General features: G+C 37.4%; 17 protein-coding genes. 5 read left to right on the top strand and 12 right to left on the bottom strand.

All coding sequences use genetic code 11. The features are described 5' to 3' along the window. Window positions 1-9 precede the first annotated feature (9 nt). From IHV12_RS11525 to IHV12_RS11515, 3 genes are all read right to left on the bottom strand, one after another. On the bottom strand, window positions 10-435 hold the full coding sequence (locus IHV12_RS11525) for a flavoprotein (protein ID WP_197190971.1): 426 nt from the start codon (window positions 433-435) through the stop codon (window positions 10-12). Continuing rightward, a complete protein-coding gene (locus tag IHV12_RS11520) occupies window positions 419-859 on the bottom strand; it encodes a GNAT family N-acetyltransferase (RefSeq protein ID WP_197190970.1) in 441 nt (146 codons plus the stop codon). The genes IHV12_RS11525 and IHV12_RS11520 overlap by 17 nt, the downstream gene beginning before the upstream one ends. 302 nt (window positions 860-1,161) lie before the next feature. Further along, window positions 1,162-3,351 carry an FUSC family protein gene (locus IHV12_RS11515; protein ID WP_370568802.1) on the bottom strand — a complete coding sequence of 730 codons (2,190 nt, stop codon included), beginning with the start codon at window positions 3,349-3,351 and terminating at the stop codon, window positions 1,162-1,164. A 277-nt stretch (window positions 3,352-3,628) separates the two neighbouring features. Between IHV12_RS11515 and IHV12_RS11510 the strand changes: the two genes are divergently transcribed. Together IHV12_RS11510 and IHV12_RS11505 are read left to right on the top strand one after the other, a co-directional pair. Next, a complete protein-coding gene (locus tag IHV12_RS11510; protein ID WP_197190969.1) occupies window positions 3,629-4,966 on the top strand; it encodes an FAD-binding oxidoreductase in 1,338 nt (445 codons plus the stop codon). 239 nt (window positions 4,967-5,205) lie between these two features. Further along, window positions 5,206-5,991: an aminoglycoside 6-adenylyltransferase gene (locus IHV12_RS11505; protein WP_197190968.1), complete on the top strand. Its 786-nt coding sequence runs from the start codon at window positions 5,206-5,208 to the stop codon at window positions 5,989-5,991. Between the two features lie 8 nt (window positions 5,992-5,999). Here IHV12_RS11505 and IHV12_RS11500 read toward each other — a convergent pair whose 3' ends face one another. Genes IHV12_RS11500 through IHV12_RS11490 form a run of 3 tightly spaced genes read right to left on the bottom strand, consistent with a single transcriptional unit; the run spans window position 6,000 to window position 7,201 of the window. Beyond that, on the bottom strand, window positions 6,000-6,608 hold the full coding sequence (locus IHV12_RS11500; RefSeq protein WP_370568801.1) for a pyridoxamine 5'-phosphate oxidase family protein: 609 nt from the start codon (window positions 6,606-6,608) through the stop codon (window positions 6,000-6,002). 33 nt (window positions 6,609-6,641) lie between these two features. Further along, on the bottom strand, window positions 6,642-6,932 hold the full coding sequence (locus IHV12_RS11495; protein WP_231620728.1) for a hypothetical protein: 291 nt from the start codon (window positions 6,930-6,932) through the stop codon (window positions 6,642-6,644). Between the two features lie 26 nt (window positions 6,933-6,958). Further along, on the bottom strand, window positions 6,959-7,201 hold the full coding sequence (locus IHV12_RS11490; protein ID WP_197190967.1) for a zinc ribbon domain-containing protein: 243 nt from the start codon (window positions 7,199-7,201) through the stop codon (window positions 6,959-6,961). 171 nt (window positions 7,202-7,372) lie between these two features. On the opposite strand from IHV12_RS11490, the gene IHV12_RS11485 reads away from it, so the two are divergent. Next, the gene (locus tag IHV12_RS11485; protein ID WP_066394515.1) at window positions 7,373-7,693 is read left to right on the top strand and encodes a hypothetical protein; all 321 of its coding nucleotides are present in this window, start codon (window positions 7,373-7,375) and stop codon (window positions 7,691-7,693) included. Between the two features lie 259 nt (window positions 7,694-7,952). Here IHV12_RS11485 and IHV12_RS11480 read toward each other — a convergent pair whose 3' ends face one another. Further along, on the bottom strand, window positions 7,953-9,218 hold the full coding sequence (locus IHV12_RS11480; RefSeq protein WP_197190966.1) for an MDR family MFS transporter: 1,266 nt from the start codon (window positions 9,216-9,218) through the stop codon (window positions 7,953-7,955). Between the two features lie 100 nt (window positions 9,219-9,318). Between IHV12_RS11480 and IHV12_RS11475 the strand changes: the two genes are divergently transcribed. Beyond that, entirely contained in the window at window positions 9,319-10,971 is a 1,653-nt protein-coding gene (locus IHV12_RS11475) for an ABC transporter substrate-binding protein (RefSeq protein WP_197190965.1), read from the top strand. Window positions 10,972-11,019: 48 nt separating this feature from the next. Here the strand turns inward: IHV12_RS11475 and IHV12_RS11470 are convergent, their stop codons facing one another. The 5 genes from IHV12_RS11470 to IHV12_RS11450 form a co-directional block, all read right to left on the bottom strand. Next, on the bottom strand, window positions 11,020-11,325 hold the full coding sequence (locus tag IHV12_RS11470; protein WP_197190964.1) for a hypothetical protein: 306 nt from the start codon (window positions 11,323-11,325) through the stop codon (window positions 11,020-11,022). Next, on the bottom strand, window positions 11,310-12,353 hold the full coding sequence (locus IHV12_RS11465; RefSeq protein WP_197190963.1) for an anti-sigma factor: 1,044 nt from the start codon (window positions 12,351-12,353) through the stop codon (window positions 11,310-11,312). Before IHV12_RS11465 ends, IHV12_RS11470 begins: the two co-directional genes overlap by 16 nt. Then, window positions 12,337-12,843, bottom strand: coding sequence for a sigma-70 family RNA polymerase sigma factor (locus tag IHV12_RS11460; RefSeq protein ID WP_197190962.1), 507 nt, complete (start codon window positions 12,841-12,843; stop codon window positions 12,337-12,339). Before IHV12_RS11460 ends, IHV12_RS11465 begins: the two co-directional genes overlap by 17 nt. Before the next feature lie 82 nt (window positions 12,844-12,925). Continuing rightward, entirely contained in the window at window positions 12,926-13,405 is a 480-nt protein-coding gene (locus IHV12_RS11455; protein WP_197190961.1) for a DUF5662 family protein, read from the bottom strand. Between the two features lie 174 nt (window positions 13,406-13,579). After that, on the bottom strand, window positions 13,580-13,870 hold the full coding sequence (locus IHV12_RS11450) for a hypothetical protein (protein WP_197190960.1): 291 nt from the start codon (window positions 13,868-13,870) through the stop codon (window positions 13,580-13,582). Window positions 13,871-14,020: 150 nt separating this feature from the next. On the opposite strand from IHV12_RS11450, the gene IHV12_RS11445 reads away from it, so the two are divergent. Further along, a complete protein-coding gene (locus IHV12_RS11445; RefSeq protein WP_197190959.1) occupies window positions 14,021-14,932 on the top strand; it encodes an NAD(P)-dependent alcohol dehydrogenase in 912 nt (303 codons plus the stop codon). The last annotated feature ends 25 nt before the right edge of the window (window positions 14,933-14,957 follow it).

Below are 14,957 nucleotides of genomic sequence, written 5' to 3'. Positions count from 1 at the left end.
AACCGAATCTTACCTTTCTTTTGAGGTGATCTCTAAACTCAGCATCTTTTCTATCGATATCCCTGCCTCTATGTAACTTCTGACTAATTTCCAGCAATCATTTTCCCATCTAAAAGTCTGGAAAAATAAACTAGCCGTTTCAATTGGTTTATCATCAATAATTAGAGATTCCCAAAGAATTGCCATCACTTCATCTTCTTTTAAAGTTAAGATTACGTCTTCTTTTAGAATCCACGTTGCTTGCTTTTCACTTAATTCCTTAAATGCATGATTCCATCCATCAATCGATTCTTCATAGCCAAAGTCATAAACATCCTTGCCTCTAATTTCCCGAGCTGTGTATTTTGACGAAATTACATCCTCTATACCTTTGATAGAAAAGGTACTCCAACTTTTAATAAATTCTTTGTAAAACTGATTAAAAGTTTCTCTCATCTTTCCTCCTAAAAAGGGGTTTCATATATTTACTATGATTATCAAACTCACCTATATATTCGAATCCATTTTCAACATAAAACTGGTTTAATTTAATATTATTTGCAACACAATCTAACTTGATATACTCTCTACCCTGTTCAACATTTGCTTGAATCCAATTCACAATTTCTTTACCAATCCCCTTGTTCATAAAAGACGGACGCACAGCTAATCGGTGTAAATAGAGAGAAGCATGGACTTCATTTTTACCGAATATGTGCTCGTCCCACTCTGTTTGTTCTGGTGATAAGGTAAATGTAGCAACCACCTGTTCATTCCTTGTAACCTTGTATGTATGGTTTCTCTCAATTGCACGTTTGATCTCTGTATCTTCACCACCACCGAGCAAAAATCTCCATTGATCAATATTTCTATCTTTCAACCCATTGTGCACAATCTTTTAATAGACTCATAACCATTTGCAGATCTTCTCGAGATGCTCTTTGAATATCTATTGATTTCAACGATTTCATTAATATTCTACCTCCAATCTATGCTCAGAATAACTTCTTTACCTTTTATGTGATTCCTTCCAGATTCCCTCACGAATAATGAAAAGCAGCAACTCTAAAAGTTGCTGCTCGGTTCAATAACACAATATAGCTTACCTATACCAAACCTGACTCAAACGTTTTATTATCAATCAACGCAAGCTTGTTGTCAGCTTTATCTTTTTTTCATCCATTACTTATCTCTATTTTGGTTCTCTATTACTCCTCCCAACTCATTCCCTAACTCAACAATGGATTGGTTGATGCGCCATATATAATAGAGGTGATGAATTAGATCACGCTGAGATTGCTTACGGCTAGGCGCAAGACGCTCGAACTTCTCTCGTTCTTCCTCTAATGTTTGAAGAACATATTCACCTTCATTCTCTGTTACAAGATTAGATAATGAATCAATATTGTTCTTTATCTTCGTCTCGATTTGAATAAAACCTTCGAGCAGTTCTTCAGGATAATCAAATCCTTTTCTGTAAGCAGAAGCGACCAAATGTTTTGCGTAATAATTGATAGCAGCTAACCTTGTCATCCAACTTACCATATCAGCGTAAATCGGTGATCCTGGGCGTTGGAGAAAGGATTGCGCTTCATCCCTGATCGCCTGAAGTTTTAAATCCAGCTTAAACGCACTTTCGGACAAATTCTTAACATTTACATCTTCTCTAAATCCTCTCACGTACTCGGTCACAAAAGGAGCAAGTTCTTCTAAGAATTCGTTGATCGATTCAGCAACTTTTACTTTCGTTTTCTTCGGAAAGATCAAATATGAGACAGCTAACGCTATGGATGCCCCTGCAATCGTATCAAGAACTCTGGATCCAATCAGTGAAAACGTAATGCCACCTAATAAAAGATCGTACATAAAAGCGATCAACATAGTGATAAACACACTCATCAATGTGTACGAAACCGTCATTAAATAGAAGGCTAGAAAAACAACCACAAAAAGAAAGATGACTTCCAAAACGGTCTGTCCGGAAAGAAGTTTAGCAAGGACAAAACCGATAACTGCCCCTATAATCGTGCCTAAAGAACGCTGATATCCTTTCGTATAAATCCGTCCGATGGACTCAGTCCCAAGTAGTACGACAAATGCTGTAAGAAGAACCCAATAGGGCTGTGCAGGTGAGATGATCAAACCAACAATAATAGATAGAATTGCTGCTACGAGTGCTTGATATGCTTTTTTAGTAGACGGCTTTAACGCTTTGTCCTCTGTTTTCGTATCTTCTTCGCCCACTTTATCGACGGTCTCTTCTTCTTTTTTATCTTCCGATTGAGAATAGAGAGATTGCTGTATCGTTACAGCACCTTCTATCACATGATTAGCGATTGATTCAATTCGGCGGATAAGATAGATCCACCCTTGTGGAGGCGCTTCTCGTTCAAAAAGTTTCATGATTAACATGCGAAGTTGCTGAACCGATTTTTCAGCAGGAAGAATATTTTGCTCTTTCACATGTGGAGCGAGTACTTCGACATCACGAACAGCAACCGTCACAGCAATGAGAAGTTGCTTAATCTCATCAACTTGAAGAGCATCTGCCTTTTTCAATCCTCGTACCGAATCCACTAACGTTTCAATCAACATACCCGTATCAAACACGTAAAGCCGAAGTTGACTTGGTAAGAGACCTGGCCATATTTTTTTTACATCATGCTCGGTGATATAACCAGAAACAATTAGTGCATAATCTCTTAGCTTGGAAACGTTCTTCTCTAATTCTTCCTTACGTTTAAGGCTTGATTCTTTATCTTGCATCGCTTCGATCAGGAGTTTAAGAGTCAGGTTGCTTTGTATATGAAACGAATGAATACTTCGTTTTAAATTTTTCGCCGTATCTTGAAACAAGAAGAAATTAAGGATAAAGGCATAAGCTACACCGAACCATATTCCAACATAAAACCACGGCAACTGGTCACTGGATAACTTTAAAACAGAGGAAAAATAAACGGTCATAAAGAAGATCATGAACAAGGAAAAATAACGTGTACCAAATCTTGAGAAATAAAAACTGCTAAAGACACTTAACACTAAAACTGCATCTATGTAATACGCATTGTTTGCAACAAGAGAACCAATTGTAATGCCCAACATAGCAGAAACTCCGAGCCATAGCGTGGTTATTCGCATCTCTTGTTTTGTATCATCCATAACGACCATGATGCCCATCAGCCCAAGCATACCGGAAACAATCGCTGGTGTGATGCCTCCAGAGTGACCAGTGTATCGCATGACAAGAAGGGTCGTGAATACAGCAAGAATTAAACTAGCAGTCGCCCTTCCTGCTTTTTGCAACCGCACATATCCAGGGTCAGCTGCTACCATTTTCGCTAACCAATGGTGCTTGTTATATATTCGTTGCACGGTTCCCCTCCTTTTCTAAAACTATAATTGAAAATGATATCATGTAGATATTTTTTCACCAAATGAACTGCTTTTACAAACCCCTTACAGATATCTAATTCTAGTTATAGCATTCCCTTATTCGTCACTTTTTCTAACTTACTATCTATACTTTTTCTAGGACAATCCTTATATCTGTTTCTGACTGAGCTCGGCTTAATAAAAGATTTTAACCGACTATTCATTTCCTGCATACATTTATATAACTACAAATATGTCTTTGCCGGGAGTGGAATTAATGGGATCTACAGAGTTAACAGGAAGAATAATCTTTAAAGGTGACCCGGGCTATAAGGAAGCCGTTCGAAACTGGAACCCTTATGTCAACACATATCCTCTTGTATTCGTATTCGCACAAAATGCATGTGACGTCAGTAATGCAATTAAATGGGCTCGAGAGAACGATGTTCCCTTAAGGGTCAGAAGTGGCCGACATGCTCTAGACAAAGAGTTCAATGTGGTCAAGGGTGGAATCGTTATCGACACAGGTGATATGAATAAAGTGCACTTAGATAAGAAAAAGGGAATTGCTACTGTTCAACCTGGAATTCGAGTCGGACCTCTTGTAAAAGGTCTTGCTAAAGAAGGTTTTATGGCGGTGTTTGGCGATAGTCCGACCGTTGGAATCGGTGGTATAACAACCGGTGGAGGATTCGGGTTACTCTCACGTACAATTGGTGTAATATCTGATAACCTTCTTGCACTAGAGACCGTTGATGCAAAAGGACGGATTCTTAAAGCTAGTCCAACTTGCAACGAAGACTTGTTTTGGGCTTCTAGAGGAGGCGGTGGTGGTACGTTTGGCTACAATACCGAATATACGTTTAAAGTGCATCGTGCACCTGAAACCGCAACGGTCTTTAACATTATTTGGCCTTGGGAACAACTCGAAACTGTATTCGAAGCATGGCAGAATTTAATGCCGTTTGTAGATTCACGATTAGGCAGTTATATAGAGATCTATAGCAAAGTAAATGGATTATGTCAGGTAACCGGCCTTTTCTTAGGTTCAAGACCTGAATTGATTCAAATCATACAACCTTTACTTAATGCTGGGACACCTTCGGAAGTAGTCATAGAAACGCTCTTCTACCCAGATTGTATTGATTTCCTTGACCCACCTGAGCCACCTTATGCTGATCAAAACTTTAAATTCTCATCTTCTTGGGCGACTAATCTTTGGCCAGAAGAACCGATTAAGGTAATGAAACAGTTTTTAGAAGAAGCACCTGGAACAGAATCTAATTTCTATTTTACCAATTGGGGCGGTGCGATAAGCAGCGTGCCTAAAGACAAAACAGCCTTCTATTGGCGAGATCCTTTGTTTTACACAGAATGGAACGCAACATGGGTTGATAAATCTGAAGAAGCGAGTAGTCTTGCATCAGTCGAATCTGTGCGTCAGCAGTTAAAACCTTATACGATAGGTTCTTATGTAAACGTCCCAGATGAAAACATTCAGAACTTCGGAAAAGCATATTGGGCAACTAACTTTGCTAGGCTGCAAAGAGTAAAAACAAAATATGATCCTGAGAATGTATTTAACCATCCTCAGAGTGTCCCACCACTTTTTTAAAAATTAACAATTGCAATAGTTATCCGTTATTTTGATGACGGTTAACTATTGTTTTTTTACTTGGCTGGTTTCGTAAACTCTTTTGGAAGTTGTTCATTTCCGTTACAGGTACTTTCTACTCAAAGCAACGATTAAAGTAGACGCAATACTCTTTAGGAAAATAGTGATTACATAAAAAACATAATAGGGTTTTACAAATTATGTTAACATGAAAAGATATAAATAATGCGAGGTGTCTTATGTATACGCCAACAGAGAGAGATTCTTATTTTCAGCGTACGATCGATATGTTAAATGTACTACCAATGGTTGAAGGTGTTGTTCAATTAGGTTCAGGTGTAACGGGTTATAAAGACGAATTCTCGGATATTGATTTAATGGTAGCTTCGTCCACTGAGGATGAAGTCATTAGAGCGAAAGATAATATTCAACAATTTTACAAAGGTTTGAATCCCGTTATCATCAAAGAGAAGCAGTTTTCAAAAAATATTTATCTATTGATTGTTATTCTAGAAAACTCGTTGGAATTCAATGTTTCAATTCTTCCGAGGAATTTATTAAGTGTAAGATCTCCGTTGTGGAGAGTAGTTTTGGACAAAACAGGCTTAGTCTCTGAGAAGATGGAAAAAGAGGACCGTACTTTTTCAAACAAAACGGTAAAGTATGCTACTTTCGAAGATCCTGTTTTCGAATTTGTTTATTGTTACATAAGATTAGACAAAGAGTTGAAGCGCAAGAATCTCGTATATGCACTAAAGATGCTAGAGTCGATGAGAGATTATACGTTAATCGTACAGGCATTGAATGAGGATAAAAAACTTCATCAGTTTAAAGCTTACGACTCGTTAAATAGTAACTTCCTAGAGAAATACTTTTCAACTTATCCAAAAGATATTACGTGTGACAATTTGGTTGAATCCGCTTCTTTATTAAAAGAATTGTTTATACATACCGTAATGCAGAGTTCAATATATACACTAGATGATTCATTACTTGAGTTGTTAAAACCAAAGAATAACGTATAAACTTTTAACTAGTAAAGCTTGTTCTTATAGCCTTCTATTAGGTCATTTGCAATTCTTTCTTCAGTCATTTCAGGTAGATTCACATGAGCTGCTAGTATCTTTGCCGCGTTCGGGAGAGATTCTTTGATTTCCCAACGTTCAGGTTCCCAAAGTCCGGATCGTTTAAACGCTTTCCCACAGTGCATATAGCATTGTTCTACTTTTACAAGAATTCCAAGACTCGGAACTTTTCCGCCCACTGCCATATTTACGAGTACTTCTTCATCCTTAATAATAAAAGCTTCACCGTTAATCCGAAGCGTCTCACCCATTCCTGGTATTAGAAATAGTAAACCTACTTTCGGATTTGAAAGAATATTAAACATTGAATCTACTCGCTTATTCCCTGGTCGATCTGGAATTACAAGGTGATGATCGTCCATTACATATACAAATCCAGGTTCATCTCCTCTTGGAGAACTATCACAATTCCCCTCATGATCTGATGTAGCAATGGTAACAAATGGTGAATGAGCGATAAAGTCTTTGCAATGTTCATCAATCTTAGAAATAACTTTATTCTGCCCTCTAAGACTTGGAGTTCCGAGCATAAGCCTCAGTTCCTCTTGGCTTTTCACATAATTTAAAGTTTTCACTTTCGTTTCATCCCCTTATTTTCTAAGAACATCCGCCGCTAGATGTGCATCTGCTTTATTGACGAAAATGTCGTATTGCGTGTTATCAATGATTGACCGTTCTCTATCACCAAATGCCTGCCCCGGTATCCTCACCTTATATGGCACACCATCTGCTTTGAGCTTAGCAGTAACATTAAAATAGTTTTCCTGACCAAACGCAGTATAGATGAGATTCATGCTACGGTAACGATACTTATGAACGAGAGAACCAACTATGATTCCGCCCAACACGATTACAAGGAAAATCCATCCAAATACCGGCATGCTTCACAACACCTCTTTTAGAGTTTTTATCCGAATAAAAGATCCAGTACAGATCCCAACTGTCCTTTTTTCCCTTCAAGAACATTAGGATCATACACCTCTACAAATCCACAATTTTCGCATGATACGAATAAAAAGTGGTTGTGCTGAATGTCGAGAAATTTACTTAAACCCGAACCAGTCATGGCTAGTTCTTTTGTTCTGCAGCGCGAATGGCTACACTTGTTACATTTAAATCTGCTTTTGATTGCTTCTTCTACTCTGCTCATTTAACAAATACTTTCTGCTCTTTAATTACATGGTTAAATCAATAATAGGTTGATGGAAAAATTTAGTCAACGAGTGAAAATACCCCCATAAATGAATGGTTCTCTCTTAATAGTGTATAGAGTACATAAAAAAGAAATGACAGAAGCACGAACACTGTAAGGAGGCAAAACATGGAGCCGTATGTAAAGGATGCTCTGCTTGAATGGAAAGATGAGATTGAGCAACAAAAGAAAGAAATAGACGAAGAATACGAAAAAGTGAAAACAGAACTTCAACTCTATTCTTATAAATTTGGAATCACCAAACAAGTCATCCAATCAACGATCAATGAAGAAATGATCAAGAACATCAAAAAAACTTATCAAGAGCCTTTTGAGGAAAAGTACAATGAGTTGAAGCAACAGCTGAAAAAGCTTGAAGAGAAACGCAGCGTTTTCAACATGTTTGTAGAAAAGATCGAGATCGCTTCTGTAAAAGAATCAAATTCGTAAAAGATTGAAGCTTGGAATAGATTCCAAGCTTCTTTTTCTATTCTTAATCTCAAGGCGCTTGTCAAAGTGTGTCGAAAATCGGATAAATAATTTTATATACGGAATTAACTTGAATTACCTCGTATTTATTGTAATTTACCTCGTAATTATTTGTTATTACCTCGTAATAAATGATAGATGTACATACGAATCAAACATAGATTGATTTTGTTCAATTGTGGTGGACATTATTTGTTTAAGTTCCTGTATTCAACTATGTTTATTTTACAACTTGAGCTATTACCTCTTTTTTCACAGCTTTTTCGGTTACCTTTTCTCTTAAAAAAAGTCCAGAATACATGAAGAACGCACCGATCATGATCACGACTCCCATATATACACTCATCATTACCGGTACTAAAAACGCGCCAAGGATGATCGTCGAACGAGCTAGCATATCCGCTCCACTGAATGATACATTAGCAAAGGCAGAGTAAGATCCTCTCTTATCGCTAGGGATCATGTTAGCTTTTTCAGCTTCTTTAATCGGAGAGTAGATCAACTCACCGATTGTAGCGATTACATTAAATAGAAGGAGAACATACCAAGCGTTCGCTGACGTAACGGTCACGTAACCGATCCCATATAACAACAACCCAATCAATAAGGCATTCTTCTTAGAAAAACGATCCATAATTCGGTTGATCAAGAACGTGAAACAAACAACCATCAACATATTTTGAATGTTTAGCATACTGAGCATGCGAACCCCAGTGATCTCAAAGTTACCAATATGAAAAGAGTCGAATGTTTCAGCCAAACGGATACCAATATAGCTATTTAGTGTAAATTCAGCAGAAAAGATAAATGTTCCACCAATCACGACTTTAACAAATGCTGAATCTTTTAAAGCCACTCTGTAGTTTTGAAACAAGTCCAGAAACACATTCTCGTGTGTTTTTTCCAGAAAACCAGTGAACTCATCACGCAGCCAAATTCCATAAGCAATAGGGATGCTGATTGACGTAACGGTCAACATCACGAAAAGTTCAATCTGATGACTCACATACAGCAATCCACCTAAAGCGGCTCCGATCGCCATCGACAAGTTAATCATCCAATAATCAAGCGTGTATACTTCTTTCCTATTTTCAGGTGTTGTCGAATCCATGATGATCGCATGCATGGCAGGTCTGCCTAAGCTGCTCGTAATGATGAATCCAATATAAGCGATCGCGAAGAGCAGAATCCAATTTTGATCCGGAAGTAAGCTAACGGTCATGAGTAAAAACATGATTGCATTTAAGCAAGAAGTCGTCATCAACACTTTCTTTCTTGGAAAACGATCGGATATGTAGCCACCGATTAAATTGACAACAAATCCGATGACAACCGTTAAAATTAAAAATGTTCCTGCCCAAACTTTGCCCTTTTCAGTAGCAAAGAATAAGGCCATAAATGGCATGACGGCCGATGAAACGGCACGATTAAAGAACGATGTGATCAACCGTACTTTAATATTTTGGGGGTATTCTCTCCATCCCATGTTGTCCCCTCCTTCTCTGTATTGTAATATTAAACTAGACTACTAAAGATAAAAATGGACAATTAAACAAAACATGTCTACTTTTAAACTGGAGGAGAACATGGATAACAAACTTCTCATTCTATGGAGATACTTTCCATCAGGTCATATACGAACAGAAGAGATTGCTGAAGTACTTCAGATCAGTCAAAAGCAAACTACCCGATATTTAAAGAAATGGAACGATGAAGGATGGTTAACTTTTACTTCAGGTCGAGGAAGAGGAAATGTTTCACGACTACAATGGCTGAAGAATATCGAAGAAAACTTTGAAGATGAAGTTCTTCTCAAGTTGGATCATGAACCGGTTGAAATCAGTAGTAAATATTTGATGTATGATTGGTCGACGGATACGAAGATAAGATTGATGAACAAATTTCATACCCAATTTGGTTTCGTACAGAAAGCGAAAGACAAACTCGTCGTTCCAAAGCGCTTTCCGTTTAGAACTCTACACCCTTTAGATGCAGCAGATGCACATAGCGCAAATATGGTATCAAATGTATTTAACCGACTCATATCTTTAACCGATCAAGGGGAAATCCTACCTGAACTTGCTCACAGCTGGGATGTTTCACCTACGAAACTACGACTTTATTTAAGAAAAGACGTCTGCTTTCACGACGGATCTGTTCTAACAGCAGCAGATGTAATCAACTGTTTAGAGAAACTAAGATTTCATGAGCAAAACAGAGAGTTATGGACACCGATAGAGGATATTGTTTCTAAAGCGCCACTAGTGGTCGATATTCTGTCCCCTGGAGGCTGCAGCTATATTCTTCCATTGTTAAGCACAATGACTTCGAGTATATACAAAGAAAGCAAAGGAAGAATATATGGAACTGGAGGGTTCTTAGTCGAAGTGGACACCGACCAAAAAACAACTCTTACCGCTTTTAAAGACCATTTTCAAGAGCGGCCATTGCTTGATGCTGTAGAATTCGTTAAAGTTCCGAAAGATTTTCCGATCGTTTATCACTCATCTTTAGAACCTGATCATCATGATACCTTTCAAGTAGAGAGCGATTCAGGCTTTGGTGCACTAATTATGAATGCGTACCGTAAAGGATCACAGATTTCTAAAATTGGTGTTCGGCATTACATTCATCAAATACTAGCGGTGAATCGCCATAAGATACCTGAATATGAATCAAGAGCCATACCGAACGACAACAGCTGCATGATCGGAAATCGCCTACCCTATTCGATACCTAAAGCAGTCAGGCCCGAATTTACAGAGCCTCTCATTATTAGGGTAGCGGAGCATACAGAAGAAGTTTCCAGATGGCTTCTTGACACGTTTGCACAATATGACATCCCAGTTAAAGTTATAAAAGTATCGTTTGAAGACGCTATTTTTAATAAACAACTAACTGACCAAACAGACATGTTTATACATGGTGAAATTTTCGAGTTGAATCAAGATCTATCTTTCTATTTTTTCTTAACAAATGGGTTTGCTCCATTGCCTTTAATTTTAGGGAAAAACAAGAGGTGGCAAAAACGTCTTTCTCAATATGTTCATACACCATTTGAGAATTGGACCGATTTGAATATTGCAGTCGAAAAAGAACTTATTGATGAAGCCATTATGATTCCACTTTATTATCAAAAAAGGTATATTCCTTTTTCAACTGAATTGATGAACGTGAACATCAAGCATTTCGGATATGTTGATTTTTCTAAACTATGGTTACGGCCTACAATGGATTAGTAAAAGAAAAAAGGATCTGAGATTTCAGATCCTTTCCCTCACCGTAATTTATGGTTTAGCGTTTATGGTCCACGATAATCCAAACATCAATCCAATAAATATAGGGATAAAAAGATTGATTCCTATTCCCCACCAAGCGAACTGTTTGGAACGATTCTTCGTAAACAATCCGACTAAACCTAAGAAAACACCAAGGAAGGGTAAGTGGAACAGAATTAAATCAGGAATATCCATCGTTTCTATTAATAGCCCAATGTTTAATACAGCTAGAGCGAGTAATCCAATTACAAAAGAAGTAAATCCTGTTAACGTCTGCAGCTTTCTTTTCCTTTTCTTTTTTATTTCCAATTCCATAATTTTACCTCCCCTACATTTATTGCTCGGACTACTTTCACTTGTTCTAATTTTCTCAACTCTGGAACTGGTCCTGTTACAACTGCACCATAAACATGGATTCCATTGTTTTCCACATATTTTCGGCGATCTTGTATTTCAAGAGATTTTATCTTTGATACAATTTCAGCAGTTTGTTCATTTCTCTCTAACAACTTTAATATATCTAGAAATACTTCCTCATTCGTTTGATCCCCGTCAAAAGGTGACCAAGTTGTAGGATCTACCTGTGCCGGATAGCCGATTGGAGTGATCGGAACACCTTCTTTGTCCAGTTGCTTTGCTTCTAATCCTGTATCAACAGCTAACCATCGTACCTCCATTTCTTTCGGTAAAGCCTTTTCAATTTCATTAGGCTTCATTAATTCTGAAAACGAAAGGTAAGCTTCGGCAACTGTACCGTCGGGAAGGTTATTCAACACATCTTCTGCTTCAATTGTATTGAATGGAATCATTGCATCGGGATGATACATCTTCTGGCCATCCTTCACCACATCAATTCCATAACCCATCGGAGGAAGCTGCTCTAAGAATGATATTTTTTCAGGAAACTTCGGCTTATCTAATCCAAAATATACATCCACCTTCTCAGCTAAATAATCTTCACTGCCAATACGCTTAAACGTATCAAAGGTCACATTCATGGAAAAAAGCCCAATCTCACTTTCTATTTCCATCTCTTCTAAACTGACATTTGGTTCAGTTATATAAATTGCCTTCCCTACTACATCGATCATCGTGTTTGCTTTACCACCAATGCCATAATACAAGTAAGTGATTAATGTCATGATGGGTAACATTAGAAGTAAGATTGCCAGGCTAATCATAACGGTTGCATTTCGAGCTGTATTTGCCCCCACTCGAATGATCTCTCTTTGCTCTTCTTCAGAAAGAGATGGTGAGGTATGTATGTCGTTTTTCGTTTTCATCATGTAAGCTTTATATAAACTTTCGTCATTATTTTGATTCTGTTTATGCTCGTCGCTCATCTAGGTTCATCCTTTCCTTTACACGTTCCACTAGCTTTTTTCTCCCTCTTGAAATATGACTTTTTAACGTGTTCAGCTTTATGTTTAAAATTTCAGCTGCTTCTTGATAACTAAATTCATTCAAATCGCACAACAGAACAGCTTGTTTTTCAATCTCTTTTAAACACTTTAAGTCCTCCATTAATAATAAAAATGATTCCTTTTCTAGCATCTTACTTTCTGGTGTATTTTCTCTCATATCTACATTTTCTTTAATCTCATCCGTAACAATCGTTTTTTTATTCTTTCTTTGGTGATCGATAAATGCATGATACGCAACTTTAAACAACCAAGCTTTAATGTTGTTAATCTCATAGTCTGCCAAGGTTAGATAAGCTCGGTAAAATGCTTCTTGCACCAAATCCTCCGCAACATGGTGATTTTTCGAAAGAGAATACAAATAGCGGTACAGGTCATTCATATAGTGTTTATATACATCCTCCAGTTCCACAACCGCTCCCCCTTTCAAATCAACCACGTTTTAACCATAAAAAAAGTTGCAATATTTTACAATTATTTTCAATAAAAAATACTCAGATTGATTTCTGAGCATTCTTGGGTTCCAACTTTTCAATTATTTGTGCACATTCATTCCTTGTGTCCGGATGCAAAATTACACGATCCGTTAGAAGATTGGCGATCAAGCGATCCGAAATGGTGGGTCCTGATCGTTTTCTTCCCCATCTTCTTGAGAACGATTTGTAATCACAGATCATCTCGTATACATACTTTCGGGGAATCGGAACCGCTTCTTTTTTAAGCGGATCAACCACCCAATAATTCCAATGATGTTTATTGTGATGTTGATGATGAAGCCAAGCATATTGCCATTCCACTTCACTTGGCTTCTCATCTGAATAAAATTTCTTTGCATAGGTAAAAAACTCAGCTGGATGAAGCTTAGATAGATCATGTGTAAACGCTTGAACATAAAGTCCTAACTTCCAGCATTCTATAAAAACATTCAATTTATGTTCAACGATATAAAGAAGATATTTTCCGTATGCCGGCATGTTTTTTCACCCACTAAGTTAATAATTTACTCCCATAAAATAGAATCAACGTAAAAATAATAACTTCAATCATTAATAGTTTCAATAGAGTTCCTTTGTACTTCATTCCTTCAAACAAATGTTGAATGAACACAATAGCATTTGCCGTAAAAAAACTATCTAAAAGTGTTAATTTCATAGCGGATTTTCAAACATATTCACTACGAATACAAATATAAAAATTGTAACGAATGTGTAGCGGCTTCCTATAACTATGTTTTTATCTCCAAGGATCTTTTCAAAGAGTTCGTCAAGTATTCGATACAAGGTCCCACTTCCTAAAATGAAAAGGAAAAAGTTAAGGGGCTCATCCCAAATACGTTCAAAATCCACAAATTGAATAATCGTTAAGATCACAATAAGTCCACAAAGCTCTCCGACATTGTTTTTGGATCGTTTAAAGAAAAAATGTTTCAGTGACTTCATAAGCTGTCCTCCGTTTATGTCTATAATCTGCGATTCATATTTCATTCCTTAAAAGTCTCATTTTTCCTTCTTATACCTTCAAACTTATAAAGCATTTTTAATTCAATCATCAACATAAGATGAATAAACGAATTTAACAGGAGGTTCACTATGAAAGCTGTATTATGTCTGAAGTATGGTACGCCAGAAGTACTTAGCCTACAACAAGTTCCAAAACCATCGCATAAAGAAAACGAGATACTGATCAAAATCCATGCTACTACCGTAACAACTGGGGACGTCAGAGTTCGTGGCTTTAATAGTCCTCTATTATATTGGCTTCCGATGCGCTTAATCCTTGGTATACGAAAACCGAGAAAACCGATTTTAGGAGTTGAATTAGCAGGAGTTGTAGAAGAAGTTGGCCAACGTGTTACTCGGTTTAAAAAAGGAGATGACGTGTATGCCATGACCGGAATGCGATTTGGCGCACATGCAGAGTATATATGCCTCCCTGAAGACGGAATTGTCACACATAAGCCACAGAATGTAACTTTTGAAGAAGCCGCTGCCATTCCCTTTGGAGGGACTACAGCGCTGCATTTTTTAAGAAAAGGGAAGATTCAAAGCGGACAAAAGGTTCTGATTTATGGTGCCTCTGGAGCTGTAGGAACAGCCGCTGTCCAACTTGCCAAGTTTTTTGATACTGAAGTAACAGCTGTGTGCGGTTCAACCAATCTAGAACTGGTTAAATCATTAGGAGCTGATCATGTCGTAGATTATACAAGAGAGGATTTTACAAACTCGGATAAAAAATACGATATCATTTTTGACGCTGTAGGAAAAACATCAACGTCTAAAAGTCAAAATGCATTAACAGCTAACGGTAAATTCGTAACCGTTGATGGGCAAGGTATTGCAAAAGAGCGTACAGAAGATCTAGAATTCTTAAAGAAACGAATTGAATCTGGTCAAATGATACCCGTCATCGATCGTTATTATAAGCTAGACCAAATTTCAGAAGCTCATGAATACGTTGAAACTGGACGTAAGAAAGGTAATGTTGTCATAAGAGTGGTTTAAAACCCAACCAAAAAACGCACTTCTC

It is taken from the genome of Fictibacillus sp. 7GRE50, assembly GCF_015903875.1.
In the GTDB taxonomy this organism is placed as follows: Bacteria; Bacillota; Bacilli; order Bacillales; family Fictibacillaceae; genus Fictibacillus; species Fictibacillus phosphorivorans.
The sequence above is the reverse complement of the archived record's forward strand: the minus strand, read 5'-3'. Positions and strand labels throughout refer to the sequence as shown.

Excerpts from the sequence above, each read along its gene's own strand:
- IHV12_RS11450 (WP_197190960.1), bottom strand. The coding sequence starts at position 13,870 with ATGAAGTCACTGAAACATTTTTTCTTTAAACGATCCAAAAACAATGTC.
- IHV12_RS11470 (WP_197190964.1), bottom strand. The coding sequence starts at position 11,325 with ATGGAATTGGAAATAAAAAAGAAAAGGAAAAGAAAGCTGCAGACGTTA.
- IHV12_RS11525 (WP_197190971.1), bottom strand. The coding sequence starts at position 435 with ATGAGAGAAACTTTTAATCAGTTTTACAAAGAATTTATTAAAAGTTGG.
- IHV12_RS11465 (WP_197190963.1), bottom strand. The coding sequence starts at position 12,353 with ATGAGCGACGAGCATAAACAGAATCAAAATAATGACGAAAGTTTATAT.
- IHV12_RS11475 (WP_197190965.1), top strand. The coding sequence starts at position 9,319 with ATGGATAACAAACTTCTCATTCTATGGAGATACTTTCCATCAGGTCAT.
- IHV12_RS11455 (WP_197190961.1), bottom strand. The coding sequence starts at position 13,405 with ATGCCGGCATACGGAAAATATCTTCTTTATATCGTTGAACATAAATTG.
- IHV12_RS11445 (WP_197190959.1), top strand. The coding sequence starts at position 14,021 with ATGAAAGCTGTATTATGTCTGAAGTATGGTACGCCAGAAGTACTTAGC.
- IHV12_RS11485 (WP_066394515.1), top strand. The coding sequence starts at position 7,373 with ATGGAGCCGTATGTAAAGGATGCTCTGCTTGAATGGAAAGATGAGATT.
- IHV12_RS11505 (WP_197190968.1), top strand. The coding sequence starts at position 5,206 with ATGTATACGCCAACAGAGAGAGATTCTTATTTTCAGCGTACGATCGAT.
- IHV12_RS11495 (WP_231620728.1), bottom strand. The coding sequence starts at position 6,932 with ATGCCGGTATTTGGATGGATTTTCCTTGTAATCGTGTTGGGCGGAATC.
- IHV12_RS11480 (WP_197190966.1), bottom strand. The coding sequence starts at position 9,218 with ATGGGATGGAGAGAATACCCCCAAAATATTAAAGTACGGTTGATCACA.
- IHV12_RS11490 (WP_197190967.1), bottom strand. The coding sequence starts at position 7,201 with ATGAGCAGAGTAGAAGAAGCAATCAAAAGCAGATTTAAATGTAACAAG.
- IHV12_RS11510 (WP_197190969.1), top strand. The coding sequence starts at position 3,629 with ATGGGATCTACAGAGTTAACAGGAAGAATAATCTTTAAAGGTGACCCG.